This is a genomic window from Rhizobium sp. NLR22b (genome assembly GCF_019685295.1).
Lineage (GTDB): Bacteria > Pseudomonadota > Alphaproteobacteria > Rhizobiales > Rhizobiaceae > Rhizobium.
The window spans coordinates 374,085-392,117 of record NZ_JABDWM010000003.1 but is presented as its reverse complement, the minus strand read 5'-3'; the positions used below and the strand labels follow the sequence as shown (position 1 = coordinate 392,117).

General features: G+C 60.9%; 14 protein-coding genes. 9 read left to right on the top strand and 5 right to left on the bottom strand.

From position 1 onward, the window contains the following. The first annotated feature begins 122 nt into the window (after positions 1–122). The 8 genes from HJC00_RS07985 (at position 123) to HJC00_RS07950 (ending at position 9,183) form a co-directional block, all read left to right on the top strand. Positions 123–1,559, top strand: coding sequence for an efflux transporter outer membrane subunit (locus tag HJC00_RS07985; RefSeq protein WP_210629982.1), 1,437 nt, complete (start codon positions 123–125; stop codon positions 1,557–1,559). Between the two features lie 163 nt (positions 1,560–1,722). Next, entirely contained in the window at positions 1,723–2,766 is a 1,044-nt protein-coding gene (locus HJC00_RS07980; protein WP_221123015.1) for a LacI family DNA-binding transcriptional regulator, read from the top strand. A 1-nt stretch (position 2,767) separates the two neighbouring features. Next, on the top strand, positions 2,768–3,790 hold the full coding sequence (locus tag HJC00_RS07975; RefSeq protein WP_221146496.1) for an ABC transporter substrate-binding protein: 1,023 nt from the start codon (positions 2,768–2,770) through the stop codon (positions 3,788–3,790). 62 nt (positions 3,791–3,852) lie between these two features. Continuing rightward, positions 3,853–4,680 carry an ABC transporter permease gene (locus HJC00_RS07970; protein ID WP_210629979.1) on the top strand — a complete coding sequence of 276 codons (828 nt, stop codon included), beginning with the start codon at positions 3,853–3,855 and terminating at the stop codon, positions 4,678–4,680. Then, the gene (locus HJC00_RS07965; RefSeq protein WP_221163826.1) at positions 4,677–5,456 is read left to right on the top strand and encodes an ABC transporter permease; all 780 of its coding nucleotides are present in this window, start codon (positions 4,677–4,679) and stop codon (positions 5,454–5,456) included. The genes HJC00_RS07970 and HJC00_RS07965 overlap by 4 nt, the downstream gene beginning before the upstream one ends. After that, positions 5,449–6,474, top strand: a complete 1,026-nt coding sequence (locus HJC00_RS07960; RefSeq protein WP_221163825.1) for an ABC transporter ATP-binding protein — start codon at positions 5,449–5,451, stop codon at positions 6,472–6,474. Before HJC00_RS07965 ends, HJC00_RS07960 begins: the two co-directional genes overlap by 8 nt. Positions 6,475–6,478: 4 nt before the next feature. Continuing rightward, positions 6,479–7,399: a nucleoside hydrolase gene (locus HJC00_RS07955; RefSeq protein WP_210629976.1), complete on the top strand. Its 921-nt coding sequence runs from the start codon at positions 6,479–6,481 to the stop codon at positions 7,397–7,399. Then, positions 7,396–9,183 (top strand): adenine deaminase, encoded by a 1,788-nt coding sequence (locus HJC00_RS07950; RefSeq protein ID WP_221163824.1) that lies wholly within the window; start codon positions 7,396–7,398, stop codon positions 9,181–9,183. Before HJC00_RS07955 ends, HJC00_RS07950 begins: the two co-directional genes overlap by 4 nt. A gap of 111 nt (positions 9,184–9,294) precedes the next feature. Here HJC00_RS07950 and HJC00_RS07945 read toward each other — a convergent pair whose 3' ends face one another. Continuing rightward, entirely contained in the window at positions 9,295–11,271 is a 1,977-nt protein-coding gene (locus tag HJC00_RS07945; RefSeq protein ID WP_405048783.1) for a putative bifunctional diguanylate cyclase/phosphodiesterase, read from the bottom strand. Positions 11,272–11,525: 254 nt separating this feature from the next. Between HJC00_RS07945 and HJC00_RS07940 the strand changes: the two genes are divergently transcribed. After that, positions 11,526–12,569 (top strand): class I SAM-dependent methyltransferase, encoded by a 1,044-nt coding sequence (locus tag HJC00_RS07940; protein ID WP_210629974.1) that lies wholly within the window; start codon positions 11,526–11,528, stop codon positions 12,567–12,569. A 194-nt stretch (positions 12,570–12,763) separates the two neighbouring features. Here HJC00_RS07940 and HJC00_RS07935 read toward each other — a convergent pair whose 3' ends face one another. Genes HJC00_RS07935 through HJC00_RS07920 form a run of 4 tightly spaced genes read right to left on the bottom strand, consistent with a single transcriptional unit; the run spans position 12,764 to position 18,028 of the window. After that, positions 12,764–14,287, bottom strand: coding sequence for a hypothetical protein (locus HJC00_RS07935; RefSeq protein ID WP_259672207.1), 1,524 nt, complete (start codon positions 14,285–14,287; stop codon positions 12,764–12,766). A 41-nt stretch (positions 14,288–14,328) separates the two neighbouring features. Further along, complete coding sequence (locus HJC00_RS07930; protein WP_247241705.1) at positions 14,329–16,026, bottom strand: hypothetical protein; 1,698 nt, start codon at positions 16,024–16,026, stop codon at positions 14,329–14,331. After that, positions 15,960–16,709: an SDR family oxidoreductase gene (locus HJC00_RS07925; RefSeq protein ID WP_210629973.1), complete on the bottom strand. Its 750-nt coding sequence runs from the start codon at positions 16,707–16,709 to the stop codon at positions 15,960–15,962. The genes HJC00_RS07930 and HJC00_RS07925 overlap by 67 nt, the downstream gene beginning before the upstream one ends. Continuing rightward, positions 16,706–18,028 carry an FAD-binding oxidoreductase gene (locus tag HJC00_RS07920; protein WP_221163832.1) on the bottom strand — a complete coding sequence of 441 codons (1,323 nt, stop codon included), beginning with the start codon at positions 18,026–18,028 and terminating at the stop codon, positions 16,706–16,708. Before HJC00_RS07920 ends, HJC00_RS07925 begins: the two co-directional genes overlap by 4 nt. Positions 18,029–18,033 lie beyond the last annotated feature (5 nt).

Sequence of the window (18,033 nt, the reverse complement as noted above, 5' to 3'; positions counted from 1 at the left end):
GATTGCTACATTGCGCCCGACTGCTTCGGTGTGTGTGTTTGCGGTTGGACGAGGCGCGGCTGCGATAGTGAAGCATGAAGCTTCGGACAAGAATTGACTTGCTCGAGTACAGGATGAAATGAATGGTATCTCTTCGTTTTGCCACACCGGCATTATTGTTATTACTGTCGGGCTGCGTTGTTGGCCCGGATCATGCTCCTCCTGAAATGCCGCTGCCCGCTAAATTCGGAGAAGGCGGAACAAAAAGTATAGGCGACGTTGCTACCGCAGCCTGGTGGACCGCCTTCAACGACCCCAAACTGAATGGCTATGTTCAGGCCGGCCTTGATCAGAATCTGACGGTCCAGCAGGCGATCGAACGTATCAATGCGGCCTCCGCAAACGTCACTGTCGCCGGAGCGGGCGCCCTGCCGAACCTGAACGTCGGCGCCTCTCACACGGTCAGCGGCCAGAGGGGCGAACTGCGCACGCAGTTCGACACGCGCAACACCAGCGCCGGCGACGTCCAGCTGAGCTGGCTGCTCGATCTCTTCGGGCTCTACAAGCGCAGCACCGAAAGCGCGCTCGCTTCGCTCGACTCCGCCTACGCATCGGCTGACGTTGCTAAGCTGACCCTCGTGCAGGATCTCGTCTCCAGCTATATCGACGTCCGCTATTATCAGCAGCGTCTGGCGCTTTCGAGGGCCAACCTGAAGTCTCGTCAGGAAACCTACGAACTGACCAAGTTCCAGCTGGAAGCCGGCGCTGCCTCGCGTCTCGATGTCGTTCAGGCCGAAGGCCTCGTACAGTCGACGCTCGCTGAAATTCCCGGCCTCGAAACCAACATCCGCATATCGGCCCATCACATCGCCACGTTGCTCGGCCTACCGGCCTCGGCCCTCGTCAATGAGCTGCTGAAGGGCCGCGGTCAGCCAGTATTCCGTGGCGGCATCAACTCGGGCATCCCTGCGGACCTGATCCGCAACCGTCCCGACATTCGCGTCGCCGAGCGCGATCTCGCCGCCGCAACGGCCAATATCGGTGTTGCCGAGGCCCAGCTTTATCCGAGCATCTCGCTCAGCGGCTCGATCTCGCCGTCCTACATCAACCAGCGCGGCATCCATGGCGACCTGACCCCCTGGTCCTTCGGTCCGACCCTCAACTTGCCGATCTTCGATGGCGGCCGTCTGCGCGCCAACGTCAAGTCGGCCCAGTCCACTGCCGCGACCGCCTATCTCAACTGGAAGTCGACGGTGCTGTCTGCGGTCGAACAGGTCGAGAACGCACTCGCGGCTGTCCGGCGCGACGCCCAAACGGTCGCCGCCCTACAGGCCCAGGTGAAGACCACTCAGGAAACGCTCGAACTATCGACCGCGTCCTACAAGGACGGCGCCTCGTCGCTGCTCGACGTTCTCGATGCGCAGCGCCAGGTTTCGCTTGCCCAGGCAAGCCTTGCCCAGGCGGTCCAGCAGATGGCCAAGGATTACGTCTCGCTGAACATCGCGGTCGGCGGGGGCTACGCACCCGGCGGCAAGACCACCGCGACGGTGGCGTCTGTGCCGGCAAAGGCCAAGAGCTGAGCGGCTTTTCGCCATTCTGAAATTACCAAACCCCGCGATTGCCTCGCGGGGTTTTTCATTGCCGGCAATATCCCGGAATACTCGCGCCCCAGACGAATTTGGATTCGACAAGCAGAAGGAGCTGCTATAGGACTGATTAAACGATTAATCAGAAAGCTAGATCATGGCGTCATCGCGCTCCGGACCGAACCTCAGCAGGATTGCGACCTCCCTCGGCGTTTCCATTGCCACGGTCTCCAATGCGCTTTCCGGTAAAGGTCGGGTCTCCGGCCCGTTGGTCGAACGGATCCGCGAACATGCCGCCGAACTGGGCTATGTCCCGAGCCAGGCCGGCCGAGCGCTTAGGACCGGCCGCAGCGGCGTTCTCGGCCTGGTATTGCCCGATATCGCTAATCCTCTGTTTCCGAAGATCGCACAGGCGATCGAATATGCCGCCTCCATCGCCGGTTACGGCGTGCTGATCGCCGACTCCCGTGGCGATGCTGCCGCCCAGACCGAGGCGATCGATCGTCTCGTCGAACGCGGCGTCGACGGCCTGATCATTGTTCCCCGCCGCGCCACCCGCATTTCGTCCGCCGCTTGCCCAGTCGCTCTCATCGACACCCCCTCGACGCCAGGCAACACCGTTTCAGCCGACCATTGGCAGGGCGGCCGCGAAATTGCTCTCCATCTCGCGGACCTCGGCCACCAGCGCATCCTCATCATCGGCAACAACCAGGAATCCAGCGTTCAGAACGACCGCGCCGATGGGATTCGCGCCGGTATGCACGCGGGCATGCATGCCGAAACGCTGTGGATCGGGAAGGTGGAGCAGGATGGCGGCAGCGGCTGTCCGCTCGGCCTCGCCGAAAAGGTGCGGGAGGGTTTTACCGCTTTCGCGGCTCTCTCCGATCTGCAGGCGTTGCGCGCGCTGACCGAGCTGCAGCAGGCCGGCATCAGCGTTCCCGGCGATGTCAGCGTCACCGGCTTCGACGACCTCATCTGGTCGCCTGTTGTCACACCGTCGCTGACGACGGTAAGGATGGACATGGATAGAATTGCCGGAATTGCCGTATCGGCGCTGGCCGATACCATCAGAAAAAGCCGCGTCCGGGAAGGCGTGCTCGTTACCGCGGAAATCGAACGCGTCGCAATGCAGCTGATTGTCCGCCAATCATCCGGGCCTGCGAGTCCGGCAACAAAAACCTCAGAGATGGAGAACATGTAAGATGAAAAAAGCTCTCATGGCGTCGGCGGCACTCGCCGCACTGTCGCCGTTTGCCGCCTCCGCAGCCGAACGAACGCTGACCATTTCCGTCTATGCCTTCGCCCAGGACGACTTCAAGACGCTGGTCTATGATCCGTTCGAAGCCCAATGCGGCTGCAAGCTGGTGGTCGAGACCGGCAACAGCGTCGAGCGGCTGGCCAAGATGGAGGCGAACAAGGCCAACCCCGTGGTCGATCTCGCCGCCGTTTCGATGGCGGATGCGCTTGCCGCATCGCGCGCCGGACTGACCGACAAGATCGATACGACGAAACTTGCCAATTTCGACAAGCTCTACGACGTCGCCAAGGACCCGAACGGCGACGGCATGAGCGTCGGCTACACTTTCTATGCCACGTCGATCGCTTATCGTTCCGACAAGATGAAAATCGAGTCCTGGGCCGATCTTCTGAAGCCGGAATATGTCGGCCATGTCGCCTTCCCGAACGTCACAACCAATCAGGGCCCGCCGGCGCTCTATATGCTGGGCCTGTCGCTCGGCAAGGATACGCCTGATCTGCAAGGCCCGATTGAGGCGCTGGGCGAAAAGAAGGACGACATCGTCACCTTCTATGAAAAGTCCTCGCAGCTCGTGCAGCTCATGCAGCAGGAGGAAATCTGGGCAGCCCCCATCGGCCGTTTCTCCTGGGCCGGCTTCACCAAGCTCGACCTTCCCGTCGCCTGGGCAACGCCGAAGGAGGGGCAGACCGGCGGCATGAACGTGCTGGTGTTGACCAAGGGTTCGAAAAACCAGGATCTCGCCATGCAGTTCATGGATTTCTGGCTTTCGACCGCGATCCAGACCAAGCTCGCCGAAAAGCTGATCGACAGCCCCGCCAATAGCGAGGTCAAGCTTTCGGAAGCTGCGGCCGGCAACCTCACCTATGGCGAGGAAACGGCCAAGAGCCTCAAACTGATCCCTTCCGCCATCGCCCTCGACAACCGCGCCGGTTGGCTGAAGACCTGGAACGAGAAGGTCGGCCAGTAGAGCCCGCATGAACCCGCCCCGGCCGCTCGCCGGGGCCATCTCCTCTCCTCGAAAGGCGTCTCATGTTCCAGAACCGCGCGGAAGCCCTGGCGCTTGCCTTGCCGGCAGCCGTCTTTGCGACGGTGGTCTTTCTGCTGCCCGTCGCAATCCTGCTGTCGGAGGGTTTCCGCGCCGATGGTGCCTGGACGCTGTCGGCCTATACCGGCTTCTTTTCCGAGACGCTGAACCGCACCGTTTTCCTGCGCTCCTTCCGGCTCGCCCTCGAGGTCACCGCCGTCTCGGCCGTCATCGGCTACGCCGCAGCCTTTGCCATCGTCAACCTGCCGGCGAACGGCAAAGGCCGCATGATCGGCCTCATCACCCTACCGCTGATGATTTCGCCGGTGGCCCGCACCTATGCCTGGATTGTCATTCTCGGCCGCACCGGTATCGTCAACCAGGCGATCACGGGCCTCGGTTTCAGCGCCGAACCGCTGCGCCTGCTCTTCACCGAGACCGCCGTCTTCATCGGCCTCCTGCAGCTATTCCTGCCGCTGATGATCCTGTCGTTGATCAGTGCGCTCGAAAACATCCCGAGGGATGCGATCCCGGCTGCCCGCGTGCTCGGCGCCAACTGGTTGCAGGCCTTTTGGAAAGTCGTCCTGCCGCTGACGCGCGAGGGTCTCGTCATCGGCGGCACGCTCGTCTTCACCGGCTCGCTCACCGCCTACATCACGCCGGCCATCCTCGGCGGTTCCAAGGTGCTGATGCTCGAAACGCTGATGTATCAGCAGGTGTCCGTCGCCAATGATTTCGTCTCGGCAAGCGTCATCGCCTTCATCCTGATCGTCATGAGCTTTGCCGCCAACATCCTGCTGAAACGCCTTGCGACGGCGAGGAGCCGCAGATGAGCATCCGTCTCCTTTCGCCTGTCGTGCTCCTCCTGCTGCTGATCTTCCTGATCGGCCCGTTCCTGATCATCATTGCCGCCTCGCTCTCGGCGGGCGATACGCTGGCCTTTCCGCCGCAAGGCCTGTCGCTGCGCTGGGTGATGAAGGTCTTCACCATCGAAAGCTTCCGCGACAGCTTCGCCATGTCGCTGTTCCTTGCCGTCTTCGGAACGCTCGCAGCCCTCATCCTCGGCATCCCGGCCGCCTATGCCTTGTCGCGTTACCCAATGCCCGCCGCCGAAACCGTCCGCACCATCGTCTCGCTGCCGATCATCGTCCCCGGCATCATCGTCGGCCTGGCATTGCTGCGTTATCTCGTCGTGCCCTTCGGTTTCAACATCACGCTTGCGCTGTTCTTTGCCCATGCGGCCCTCGTACTGCCCTATGCCGTGCGCGTCGTTTCGGCGAGCCTCGACAATCTGCGCGCGGATATCGAGGAAGCAGCCGTCCTGCTCGGCTCCTCCAGGCTCGGTGCCTTCTTCCGCGTGGTGATGCCGAATATCCGCGGCGGCATCCTGGCCGCCTTCATCCTCGGCTTCGTCACCAGCTTCAATCAGGTGCCGGTCTCGCTCTTCCTTTCCGGCCCGGGTGTGCGGACACTGCCGATCGACATGCTGGGCTATATGGAAACCACCTACGATCCTTCGATCGCGGCGCTCTCCGCCCTTCTCGCTTTCCTCTCGATCGGCATCGTCTTCCTCGCCGAACGCTTCCTGGGACTCTCGCGTTATGTCTGATGCCTATCTCAAACTCGACAAGCTGACGCTTCGCTATGGTGATACGGTCGCCGTCAGGGATCTCGACCTTGCGATCGCCAAGGGCGAGCTCGTCACTCTTCTCGGCCCGTCCGGCTGCGGCAAGACGACAACGATGCGCGCCATTGCCGGCCTGCTGAAGCCCGCTTCCGGCCGCATTGGCCTCGACGGCGCCGATATAACCCGCGTCTCCGCCAACAAACGCGCGGTCGGCCTCGTCTTCCAGTCCTACGCGCTTTTCCCGCATCTGACGGTCTACGAAAACGTCGCCTTCGGCCTGCGCCTCAAGGGCATTTCGGGCGCGAACCTCGATGCCCGCGTCGGCGCCGGCCTGAAATCCGTCGGCCTGACCAGCTTCGCCGGCCGAAAGCCTGCCGAACTGTCCGGCGGCCAGCAGCAGCGCGTCGCAATGGCGCGATCCATGGTGATGGAGCCGAAGGTGCTGCTGCTCGACGAACCGCTCTCCAACCTCGACGCCCGGCTTCGTCTCGAAATGCGCGCGGAATTGCAGCGCGTGCAGAAGGAGACCGGCGTCACCATGATCTTCGTCACTCACGATCAGGTGGAAGCCCTGGCCCTCGCCGACCGCATCGTCGTGATGCTGAACGGCGGCATCGAACAGATCGGCACGCCGGAGGAGATCTATAACAATCCCGCCTCCGCCTTCGTCGCCGATTTCGTCGGCTTCGAAAATATCTTCGCTCTGAAGGACGGAAAACTTGTGACGCCGCACGGCCCCGCAGCACTTTCCGATCCGCCGCCCCAGGCTGTGGCCGGCCTGGCCTGGCGCCCGCGTACGGTGACCATCGGCTCCGGTCCGTTCCAAGGTACGGTGCGCGGCACGTCTTTCGCCGGCAATACACGCGAATACCTCCTCCAAACGCCGCTTGGGCCTATAAAGGCTGAAATCGACGCGAGCTTGCCGCCGCACGAGATCGGCAGTGAGCTCGCCTTCAATCTGCCGGTCGCCAGCGCGGCCAACCTCAAGCGCTTCGGGTGATATCATGGGTGCATGGATCGATACCGACATGGGCTTCGACGACATCGCCGCCATTCTGGTGGTGGCGCAGTCGAAATATCAGATCGACGGCGTCTCGCTGGTCTTCGGCAATACGCCGCTGCCGCAGGTGCGGGCGAATGCCGCAGGCGCCGCCAGCGCCTTCGGCTGGACGTTCCCCGTCCATACCGGTCGTGCAGCACCTGTTCTCGGCAAGCCCGAAACCGCCCAGGCGATCCTCGGCGAAACCGGCATTCCGACGTCAGGCACCAGTCTGCCGAAGGCCCCTCCCAGTGCCGAGAGCGATGCCTTCACCGCGCTCTGCCGCTGGCTCGACGGCGACGGACCCCACCGCATCCTGGCGCTCGGGCCGCTCACCAATATCGCCGCCGTGGCGCTCGCCCGCCCCGATCTTGCCGCGCGCATCACCGACATCGTCTGGATGGGCGGCGGCGTCACATCGGGCAACCATACGGCCTCTGCCGAGTTCAACGCGCTCGCCGATCCCGAGGCGCTGGCAATTGTTATCGCCCATGGCCTGCCGTTGCGTATGGTCGATCTCGATCTCTGCCGCAAGATAGTTGCAAGGCCCGAAGATGCCGAGCCGGTGCGCAGTGCCGGCGGCGCCAATGCCGAACTGATCGCCGACATGTTCGCCGGTTATATAGGCATCGGCACCAGCCGTGGTCGTCCCGGCATGGCAATTTACGATCCCTCAGCCGCCGTGGCTTTCGTCGCCCCCGATATCGTTAGCTTCCGCCCCGCCCGCATCGACGTCGAACTGCAGGGCGCCCTCACCCGTGGCCGCACCGTCGTCGAGACCCGCGCCACGCATGCGACCTTCAACGCCCAATTCGCCGCCGATATCGACGTCGAGAAGGCGCGTACCATCATTCTCGCCGCTTTGGTCAACGAGGCCCGCAAATGAACGCCATTCCTCGTCAGGAACCTTTCGATCTCAACGATCCCGAATTGCGCGCCCGGGCAGTTGCCGCCGCCCGCGGCGACGCTCCCTTTGATATGCTCATCACCGGCGGCCGGCTGCTCGATGCGGTGACAGGCCTGATCCGGGAGGCTGATATCGGCCTCGTCGGCGCGCTCATCGCAAGCGTCCATACGCCGGCAAGCCGAACGGATGCCATCGAGATCATCGATGCGACCGGCGCCACCCTGACGCCGGGCCTGATCGATACGCACATGCATGTCGAAAGCTCGATGGTGACACCGGCAGAATATGCAAGCGCCGTGCTGGCGCGCGGTGTCACGACGGCCGTCTGGGATCCGCATGAATTCGGCAACGTCCATGGCCTCGACGGCGTGCGCTGGGCGATCGAGGCGGCACGTGCATTGCCGCTGCGCATGATCCTGCTCGCCCCCTCCTGCGTGCCGTCTGCACCGGGCCTGGAACTTGCCGGCGCCGATTTCGATGCCGCCGTCGTTGCCGAGATGCTGCGTTCACCCGCTGTCGGCGGCGTTGCCGAAGTCATGAACATGCGCGGCGTCATCGACGGCGATCCACGCATGAGCGCTATCGTCAACTCTGGCCTTGCCTCCGGCAAGCTCGTCTGCGGCCATGCTCGGGGCCTCGAAGGCGCTGACCTCAACGCCTTCATGGCAGCGGGCGTCACCTCGGACCACGAACTCACCTCCGGCGCCGATCTCGCCGCCAAGCTTTCCGCCGGCCTGACGATCGAGCTGCGCGGCTCTCACGATCATCTCTTGCAGGAATTCGTCGAGGTGCTGAACGGTCTCGGCCAGCTGCCCCCCACCGTTACGCTCTGTACCGACGACGTCTTTCCCGATGAACTCTACCAAAGCGGCGGCCTCGACGATGTCGCCCGCCGCCTGGTGCGCTACGGCATGAAACCGGAATGGGCACTGCGGGCCGCGACCTTCAACGCCGCTGAGCGGCTGAAGCGTTCCGATCTCGGCCTTGTCGCCTCGGGCCGCCGCGCCGATCTCGTTCTCTTCGAGGATCTCACGGAATTCCGAGCACGCCTCGTCATATCAGACGGCCGCATCGTCGCCCGCAACGGCAGCATGGAGGCGGCCGTTCAGCCGCTCGATACGGCGCCGCTCGTCAACTCCATCAAGCTACCGCCGCTGACGGAGAATGATTTCCGCGTCCCTGCGAAGGGCGCGCGCGTCCGCATCGCTACCATCGACCGTCCGCGCTTCACGCAATGGGGCGAAGCCGAAACGGAAGTCCAAGACGGCTTCGTCGTGCCGCCGGCCGGCAGCGCCATGATCGCCGTCGCCCATCGCCACGGAAAGGCCGGAGGCACCCCGCGCATCGGCTTTCTCACCGGCTGGGGCGAATGGCGCGGCGCCTTCTGCACCACCGTTTCGCATGATAGCCACAACCTCACCGTCTTCGGCGGCAATGCGGCCGACATGGCGCTCGCCGCCAACGCCGTCATAGCAGCCGGCGGCGGCATGGCAGTCGCCAAGGACGGCGTAATCCAGTCGATCCTGCCGCTCCCGCTCTCCGGCCTCGTCACCGACGCCTCACTGAAGGACACCGCCTCAGCCTTTGCCGAAATCCGCAAGGCCATGGACAAAATCGTCGACTGGAAGCCACCCTACCGCGTCTTCAAGGCCTGCTTCGGCGCAACACTCGCCTGCAATGCCGGTCCGCACCAGACCGACCGGGGGATTGCGGATGTGGTGACGGGGAAGGTGGTGGAAAGTCCGGTGCTGGAGATTTTCTAGGTCGAACGCATCTCAAAGCGAGGGGAGTGCCGTGCAGCCCTCCCTCCGCCTACGGGCGTCTGCCGCCGTGACCACATAACATATGGCCTATTCCGAAATAGACATTCGGAATCAAACCTTCCTGACCAGGCCGAACGGCAGCACGTTGTCAGATTCAAGCTGAGCTGCCGACGCGGGCCGTCCGATGTAATATCCTTGGATCTGGTTGATTCCGTACTGCTGCATCAGCCGCTGATGTTCAATGGTCTCAACGCCTTCAATGAGTATCCTTACGCCGCGATTGCGCAGCAGGCTGATGATGTCAAGCAACATCCGCTTCCCTTTTTCCGTGTTGCAATCATGGAGGAAGGATCGATCGATCTTGACTGTGTCGAATTCTATGAGGCGAAGCCACGAGAGCCCGGCAAACCCTGTGCCGAAGTCGTCCAGCCAGACTTGAGCGCCTAGCTTTCTCAGGTCGCTGATGCAACGAACCACGGTCTGGTCGATTTCCAGCTCAACGCCTTCTGTAATTTCGAAAGCAAGCCGAGCACCCGTCACGCCGAATTCTGCGAGCGTCGCAGCGACATAGCTGGCGAAACCTGGCATTTTAAGCTCAATCGGCGAAACGTTGACGCTGGCAACTTGCACCAAGCCGGTTGCCAACAGGTCTCGGCAAACGGTGCGGATTGCCCACCGGCCGAGTTCAACAATCGAACCTGTCCTTTCCGCAACTGGAATAAACATAGCAGGTGGTATCTGCGTCCCGTCCAACATCCTCAAACGCATCAAAGCTTCAACGCCGTCCGTCTTGCCTGTCTGAATGTTGCGGATCGGCTGATAGACGAGTGAGACAAGCCCGTGTTCAATCGCAATTTTCAACGTCGCGGCTATATCCTCGCTGTCATCGCTACTCTGCGGGTCTTCGGGATCGAAGACCACGAGGGTGTTGCGACCCGTTGCCTTGGCGGCATAAAGCGCGCGATCGGCTTCATGGACGACCTTGTCGACCTGTTTGGTCTCATCCCGCGTATAGGACACGCCGACACTCACGGTGATTACGGCGGTCCCGTCCCGCCTGTGCTCGTGTGGCCAGGCCAATGCTCGGACATCAGCACAAATTGCTTCTGCCAGGTCGGTCGCTCTTTGCGAATTCGGCATTGGCGTGATGACGATGAATTCCTCACCTCCGTATCGCCCGATAATCGAGCCCCAGGACGAGGCCACGCTTTGGAGAAGCTGCGAGACAGCGACAAGGCACCGGTCACCTTCTTGATGGCCGTAGCAGTCGTTATAGTGTTTGAAATAATCGACATCGATAAGCAGGACGGCAAAGTGCGCCCTATGGTCCTGCCAGCGTTGCCAGTAGTCACGCAGACGTTGATCAATCGCCCGGCGATTTTCCAGCCCGGTCAACGAGTCGGTGTTCGAGAGATGCAAAAGAGCCCTACCTCTTTCGTCGGCAGCAGCTTGCTGCAAACTCGCTTCAAGAGCATTCAGGAAGACTTTATAGCGCTCTCTGTTGAGTTGAAGGTTCACGTAAGAGGTAAAAATAAAGCAAGAAATGCAGAACGCACCGAGGATCAGCTTATGAAGAAGCAGCATCGGCGCGAATAAACAGAGGGCGCCGATGAAGATGAGCATGTTCGTTACGGAGGCCGCAAGAGCTAGCGGAAACCGGAAACTGAAGAACAGGTTGACGCTCATCATAAAGATCGAGCCAAAAACCATATAGTATGAAAAGGCGTCCGTGACCGAGGTCATCTGAGCGGTGAGAAGCCAGACAAGATAAGCTGCCAGCACGGACACTGCCGCAGCCATATCGACCGTATCGGCTTTTGCCTTGCAGTAGAGCAAGAGTTCCAACACGCACAGCGCACCGGCGCCAACCGCCAATCGACCGGCGATCGTGTACCGGACCACGTCGCCAATAAAGAGATAATCGGTGAAAGAGTATGCAAGGTAAGCGGCCACCGCTATCCAGAGGCCGTTGCGCGTAGCGGTCTTTCGGCCGCTCTCGCTCTTCTGCTTATAAAGACGGCGCAACTGTTCTGGCGACAGCATCGGCCTTATTGTGGCGACTGCGGTCTCGGCTAACACGTGCATCATGCCCCTGCCACCCAACATATTGCCACAGTTGCCCTACGCAGACTGCTGGCTGATGCTGGATAGCCCTGCGCAGACTCCACATCAACCGATAAGGCTCCCCCGAGCCACAAGCGGGCACAGTATCTGTCGGGTTCACTAATATTTTCTAAAATTAAAGCGTGCGCTGAGGCCGCGTTCCAACCTTGACGCTTGACCTTAAAAGAATGATGAAGATTTTATTCAATGTTTAGATCTTTATCCCCAATGAGGTTTCCGTGGCTCAGCCCCTCTTTTCCCTTGATGGCCAAAGCTTGATTACACCGCAGTCCGTTAGCAATCAGTTCCCCTCACCTCACCACGATAATGAAAAGGACCTGCTGCGGACTGCAGAAGCTGAGTTTGCGATTGTCATCAACATTGCAATGCAGCGGTTCGGTGCCGGGAAAGACCTGCCTGGCGCAGTCAAGTGGTTAATTGGTCAGCTTCATGACGTCCGTCAAAAATTCGGTGCTGCTGTATGGCAGAAGCTCATCCCATTTATTCAGGCCCATCCCTCGGCAAAGATCCTGCAGCAGTGCCCGTTCACTCGTTGGTCCTTTGAAAAACCTCGCGGCTATTCCGGTGATGCCGGTCTTATCGACTTTATTTATGGCCATCCGGCGGTGGCCGAACAAGTGGCCAGATCCACCCTTCTCGGGCTGGATATCTTTGAATACACGATCAACGCGCCCGGCCCGGTAGCGGTCAGGGAACGTCGCGACATCCTGACCCGCTACGTCGATGACACCGCTGCGCGAACGGGTTCGGATACCGAGGTGCTGGCCATCGCCGCCGGCCACCTCCGGGAGGCGGAGACATCAAAAGCATTGGCAGAAGGCCGCCTTAAACGCTGGGTTGCTCTTGATCAGGACCCCCAAAGTATTGGCTCGATCGCCAGCCAATTCCATGGGACTTCTGTAGAGCCTATCGACGGATCCGTGCGCGGCTTGCTCGCGCGAAAGCATCAGCTTGGCACCTTCGATCTGATCTACGCAGCAGGGCTGTACGATTACCTTGCCGATAAAGTGGCAATCCGGCTCACGCAGATTTGCATGGAAATGCTGAAACCGGGCGGCGTCTTTCTATTTGCCAACTTCTCCGATGAGATGGCGGATGACGGATACATGGAATCCTACATGAACTGGGAGCTCCTCCAGCGATCCAATGCCGACATGTGGCGTATAGCCAATGCCGGTGCGGCGGAAAATACGGTTGAAAAGACAGTCTGGTTCGGGGCCAATCGCAACATTATTTACGCCACCATCAGGAGGCTGTCGTAAGTCGCGACGACCGGGCCGCGCTGCTACAGACCGGCCGGCGGTTTGGAGCTCCCGCTGCTGGCGATCTGGGCCTTTGCCCTGGCTGGGGCTCCCAGCTTGGGCCAACTGACGGCAGGATCCATTTACGCCTGGGCGCTCGTGCTGATGCTCATCGGCCTAATCATCGCGGAGCTGAAACAACAGACCGCACCGACTCAGAAAGCCTTTCTCCGATAAATGCGCCAATCGGCCGTCTCCCGCACCAGCACATAGTGGCGGGCGATATAGTGGGCATAAAGGTCGCGCAGGCCGTTACCCGTCCAGATTTCGATCGGCCATTTCGGATCGAGGATAAGGTCAACGTCGGCGAACATCTCTTCCGCGGCCGGATGATCATCCGGTCCAAGAGTTCGCCCCCAATGATACCACACGCTGTCGCCCACCGGCGGTGTCAGCCCCATGCCGGCGGAGAAGGGATTGACGAAATCGAGAACCGCGACGCGCTCGTCAGCAGACATCAGTTGCGACAGGGCAGCCGAAGCGTCAGCCAATGTCCTGTTGTATCTCTCGAAGTATTCGTATTGGCCGGCGCTCCACATCTCAACGAGCCCGATCTCAGAAAACGCCGGCAGCGGGATCGGTTTGCCTCGGCCGCCGGCAGCATAATAGGCATGAATTGCGAGCGATGCAGCGTTGCAGACGGCGGAGGGCAACAACAGGAACCCTAGGAGTAATGGCAGGGCGAACCGCGCCTTCCCGTATCGGGAGAGCAGCTTGGCGCGAAAGAGGCTTTCCGTAATGACGGCGGCGCCCGCACCCAACGTCAGAATCCCGACGGTCTGGAAATTCTGCCCGATCAAGAGGATTCCGGTTGTGCCGCAGAAGGCAACGAAGAGCAAATGCCGATAACTCGGCGTCAGGTTGAGAACGACGAGCACGACCGTCAGATAGACAAAAAGGTCGGCGTGATTGTTCCGTACCAAGTGACCGAGGGCGGTCAACGTGAGAACGCCGCCGCTGTTTTTTGCTGAAAGGCCAAGGTCAGCAAGGTAGTTGAACCCGCCGCCCCAGATGATTTCAGTCGCGATAACGCTGAAAGCGATCATCCCGAGCGCCAACCTCACCCAACCGATCTGGCGACGATCGAAAAGCATGAACAAAAGGAAGCCAAGCCCTACGACGCCATAGGTGATCTTGGTGTAGAGCATCAGCAACACAAGGAGACTGGCGCATGCGGCGTCGACGGCCTTGCTACTCCCGGAGGCCGGCAAGCGAGGCAAATACATCACCAGCAGTAAGCCCAGCGACGCCCATCCAATCCGGTTGTAGAACATGGCAAAGGTCAGCTCCCCTATCCGCTCGCCCGGATTTGCGGGAACCGCAGCTATCAAGAGCAGGAAGATCGCAAGCGGCAGTCCGAACGCCATATGCATCCGGCTGCCCACGATTTCCGCGGCGATAGCCGCAAGCAGGAGAACCACTATCGCCATTCCAGCCGGCATCGCGCCGCCCATATTGCCCGACAAGCCATAGCCGGCGGCGGGAATGTAAAATGTCAGCGGCCCGAGTGGCGAATGGAAATCCACATTCGGCACCTGGCCATGTACGATGCGATGAGCACCATCCAGGAAAACGAAGAGGTCGTTGACGTACTTGGTCGTCGCCGTTTGGCCGGGCAGAGCGAGAAGGCAGGCGAGAACGAAACCCGTGCCGAAGATGACAGCCTGCGACCAACTCAACCGTGACGCCGGGCGCGATGCGCCGTCTCCCGCTTGCACAGTCACTTCACCTCGCTTTGCACCTTCGCCTGACGCCACTGGTAGACCGTCCACTCCGATGTCTTCTGAACGACCTCGAACCGAGCCGAAAGAAATGGGCCGTACAGCTCCTGCAAGGGCAGGCTGTTGATACCGGTTTTAGGCACCATGACGATCTTTACATCCGCAAAGAGCACTTCCGGTGGGATGTAGGCCTTCTCGTTGATATTGCGGTTCCAGTGAAACCAGGCGGAGTCACCGGTAGGCGGGCGAATTCCGAGGCCGGCTGAAAATGGATTGACGAAATCAAGCACAAAAACGCGTTCGGGTAGTACGGGCAACGCCTGCAGCAGCGCCCCCCCGGTTACGATGTCGTCGAGATAGCGCCTTATGAAGTCAGGTTCGCCGCCAGGCGGATCGATTTCCCGAACATCGTCAAAACGTGGCAGCCCGAGCGATTGACCAGCTTTCTCAGCCGCAAGCGATGTATGCAGAATGAGGGCAGCGGCGTGATGTACGATCGGCGGCGACAGGAATAAGGCCGCGAGCAGCGGAAGAGCCCCGGCAGGAAGAGCCAAGCCTCCTGTCCTTCTCCCGTCATCGCCTTGCTGAGGCCAGGCGGCTTTCTGCACCAGAGCGACTGCGCCGCAGTAGAGCGTGATAATGCCCCAGCTGTGGGCGTTCTGATTGATGATCGCCAGGCCGGCGCCTATGCAGAACCCGGAGAAGAGAAAATCGCGGAAGCTGCCGGTTTGCCAGATGGCGACCAAGGCGAAGGCCGCAAACACGATAAGGTCGGAAAGGTTCTCACGCAGGTTCTTCAGGATGCTGGCGACGTCATGGCCGCCGCTGACACGCGCCGCCGCCCGCAGATCCTCTATATGCTGAATGGTTCCGCGCCAGAAGAACTCGATGGCGATCATGGCCAGCCCCGTCAGCAGCAGGGCAGTCACGACCCAGCGGCGCTGCTGCCGATCCAACAGGATGACAAGGAGAAAGGCGGTTCCGGCGAGCCCGTAAGTCGCCTTGATGTAGAATGAGACGAGCAGAAGAAAGACAGCGGCAAGAGCATCGGCGGCATCGTTGCGCCCGCGCGCGGGCTGCGGCGTCAGATACATCACCAGCAGCAAGCCGAGCGCGACCCAACCGATGCGATTATAGAACATCGCGAACGAAGGATACCAGATGGAACTGCCGAGATTGATAGGCGCCGCGAGGATGAGAATGAGGAATATGCCGAGCGCGGCCGCCAATGACGGGTTGAGGCGAGACACAAGAATGCGGATCATTGCGGGGATGAAGGCGACGACAACGATAGCCATTCCAACCGGTATCGCAGCGCCGAAATTCCCCGTCAGTTGGTATCCAGCCGCCGGAAGATAAAAGACGAGTGGCCCGAGCGCCGTGTGGAAATCGCGGTTCGGCACCTGACCGAATGTGATGCGGTGCGCACCGTCGATAAAGACCAGCACGTCATTGATAAAGGCGGCGTTGATGGTCCTTCCCGGCAAGGCAAGCATGGCCGCAGAGACCAATGCTGTCAGGATGATCAAACCTTCCGCCGCGCGCAGCCGCCGTATCCTCGCCGCCGGTCGCTTGCTGGCGCCTGCTCCCGTTCCGATGGCCGCGTACGCGGCGTGATTGCCTGGTTCCGTCACAGCCGCAACCTCTTGAAGATCGGCTCCGGGATTGACCGGATCGCCGTCATCAGCGGTCGCCATATTCGTCTGACATAGACCACGTCCCCGCCTCTGCTTCCCTCGGCGACAGTAAAGATCTTCTGCGCGACCTCCCGAGGTTCGGCGGTGAGAAGCGGCGGGAGCTTCATGCCATGCGTCATGCGTGTCCGAACGAAACCGGGCTTCACGGTGAGCACGCGCACCCCGGACCCGGACAGCCGGTTCCTCAGGCCGGACAAGAAGGCGGTCAGCCCGGCTTTGCCGGCGCCATAGACATAGTTGGACGCGCGTCCGCGATCGCCGGCGACGGAACTAATGCCGACGATGGTTCCGGATCCTCTCGCCGCAAAACGTTCCGCCAGAAGGCCAAGAAGCAAAGCTGGCCCTTCAAAGTTCGTCCGCATGATCATGGCGGCATGCTCAAGTTCCCGTTCGGCGCGAGACTGCTCGCCCAGTTCGCCAACGACGCAGACCGCCGTGTCGGGCAGAGGCGAAACGGCGCCCACGAAATCTTCAAAGCGGCTTGTAGCGAGGATGTCGAGTTCGTGAACTAGGACATTAGCGCCGGTCCGCGCGCTGATGTCGTCGGCCTCGCGTTGTACGGCAGAGCGCTTTCGTCCGGTCAGAAGCACGTCCCATCCCGCCTCGGCATAGATCAGCGCCGTCGCGCGACCGATATCCGATGTCCCGCCTATCAGGAGCAGGGTCTTGCCGATCCCCTTCATATGCCGAGCCTCTTTGCCAAGCGGGAATTAAAGTGACGATCGGCGCCCGTTGCCTTGCGTAGCTCCTTGAACGCAGCCAACCGAGGGTAGCCAGCCTCGAATGTGTGACGTGACTGTCGTGCATCCTTGGCGAGATAGAGCCGCCCTCCTGCCTTGACAACCAGCTCATCGATTTCGTCGAGCAGCCGGAACACCTCCTGCGTGACGGGAAGGTCGAGCGCCAGCGTGTAGCCCGGCGCAGGAAAGGACAGCAGCCCGCTTCCGCCCCCTAGCTTCTTCAGAACGGCAAGAAAGGAGCCTTTTCCCGAACGCGCAAAACGCTCGAGCATGCCGCTCAGGACTGGAAGCGCGTCCTCGGCTGGAACCACGCACTGATGCTGCAGAAAGCCCCGCCTGCCATAAAGCCGGTTCCATTCGAGGATGCCGTCCAGTGGAAAGAAGTATTTATCCCAGTGGACCAGCGAGGTCTTGGCCGCCTTTCGCGCTCCCGCCCGGAAATAGATCTCGTTGAAGGCTGTTACGCTTGTTTTGTTGAGCACCCATTGCGGCAGATCGAATGGCAGTGAAAACATCCCTGCGTTTTTCGCTGCAAAGCGATCTACGCCCGACATGCCGCCGACCTGGTCCAGCGTCGCGTGTTCGCCGGCAAAGATCAGCGAGCGTCCAAGAGAGGCGCCTTGCGAAAGGCAATCGATCCAGGCGACCGAATAGGTGACATCCTCGGTCTGCTGCAGCGCCTTCAACGCCTCGCCAAGATTTTCCGTGACGATCGTCTTTTGCGCGATCCAGGCGGATTCAATCGGTCTCAAACGGAAAGTCGCTTCCGCGATGATCCCGGTCATACCCATACCACCGACCGTCGCGAAGAAAAGATCGGCGTTGCGCCCGCGGCTACAGGTGAGGGTCTCTCCGCTGGCGACCACCAGCTTGATCTCGCTGACATGGTCACCGAACCCGCCGTCGCGATGATGGTTCTTGCCGTGCACGTCAGAGGCAATCATCCCGCCGACCGTGACATATTTCGTGCCCGGCACCACAGGCGGAAAATAGCCTCTCGGAACAAAAGCGCGCAGAATATCCGAGAGCATTACGCCCCCTTCCACGGTCAGCGTCGCATCGTTCGGATCGAAGCTCCGCATTCGGCTCAGTCCACGGCACATCAGGGTGGAGTGTTCGCCGATCGCCGCGTCACCGTATGAACGCCCATTTCCGCGGCCGATCAGTCCCATGCGAGCGGCCACGGTGCCTGCAAGCGCCTCCGGCCGCTTGCAGTCGATTGCCTGGCTTTCATGGCGCGGATAGCGTCCCCAGCCCTCCATGAGTT